At 45.7% G+C, this 1,384-nt stretch carries 1 protein-coding gene and 1 pseudogene; one reads left to right on the forward strand and one right to left on the reverse strand.

What is annotated here, in order from left to right:
• The coding region (locus R7E47_RS24375; RefSeq protein WP_318085262.1) for a ChrR family anti-sigma-E factor at positions 1-657 on the forward strand (657 nt) is incomplete at its 5' end.
• Between the two features lie 86 nt (positions 658-743).
• Here the strand turns inward: R7E47_RS24375 and R7E47_RS24380 are convergent.
• Positions 744-1,384, reverse strand: a pseudogene (locus R7E47_RS24380) (MFS transporter); the annotation flags it as partial.

Consider the following 1,384-nt stretch of genomic DNA (forward strand, 5'->3'; position numbering starts at 1 on the left):
AACAAACACCCAGATAACAGCTTGTTAGAAGCATACGCTTCGGGAAGCATTGATGCGGTTTCTGGTCTTGTGGTCGCCACACATTTAGAGACGTGCTCAAAGTGCCGAGCGTATGTAAACCAAGTAGAAGCAAGTCAAGCAAACACAGTGAGTGAAAGTCCATTAGAGTATTCACATGAGTTTGATGACATGTTTAACGACATTATTAACGCAGAACCTGTGAACGACAATGTGGTGATTCAAGATACAGCTTTCGTCAATGTCGCAGGTAAAAGCTTCGAGCTTCCAAAAACGTTAGTGCGCTTTTCTGATTTGGTGGGATCGTGGCGAAGCTACGGTGGGAAAGTTTTCAGTGCACAAATTGATTTGGGTGAAGATGCTCGAGTGAGCCTGATGTACATCGGCGAAAATGTACAAATCCCACAACACACGCACAGAGGGTTGGAATCCACACTGGTTCTGCATGGTGGATTTAGCGATGAAGACGGGCAGTATGAAGAAGGCGACTTGATGATACGAGATGCCTCAGTCAAACACAGCCCCTTTACTCAGGAAGGTGAAGACTGTTTGTGTTTAACGGTACTCACTGAGCCAATGATTTTCACGCAAGGTGTTGCACGAATCTTCAACTTGTTCGGCAAAGGGCTTTACCCGTAAGCTTCGAATGCCGCGTTTTGTATAGAAAAAAACCACCGTATTGTGCGGTGGTTTATTATTCTTACTTTTGAGCAAATTTGCGGTCGTTAGTGCTTATGCCGCGCTTTTTCCAAAAGATCCGTAAAGTAATGACGCAGTGAATACAACATGATCAAGCTCGGGATCACCATTACGGCCGTGAGAATGAAAAACGTGCTCCAATCATTTAGGTAGTCAACCAATTCACCGCTGAATGACGCTAGCGTGGTTCGTCCAAAGTTTCCTAGCGACGCAAGCAATGCATATTGAGTGGCAGAGAACGCTTGCCCGGTTAAGAGAGTCAGAAACGAGACAAAGGCTACGGTGGAAAATGCCGTCGTAAAGTTATCAATGATGATGGTCGCTAAATACAGATGCTCGTTAGGGCCAACAGACGCTATCCAAGCAAACATCAAGTTACTCGCTGACATAGCAATGCCGCCAATCATCAAACCGCGCACGATACCAAACTTCACATTGAACATACTGCCAACGAGAGTAAAGAAGATGGTGGCTCCCCATCCAATCAACTTCGAGTAGTAGCCAATTTGTTCGTTGCTAAAGCCAATGTCTTTGTAGAAAGCAATCGACATGCGGCCCAGGAATGCTTCGCCAATCTTAAATAAGAAGACAAACAGCAACAGGGTTATCGCGACGCGAACACCATTGCGGTTGAAGAAATCGAGGAAAGGCTCAACAACGGTGACCG

Source organism: Vibrio sp. Vb1026 (assembly GCF_033338745.1).
GTDB classification, from domain to species: domain Bacteria; phylum Pseudomonadota; class Gammaproteobacteria; order Enterobacterales; family Vibrionaceae; genus Vibrio; species Vibrio alginolyticus.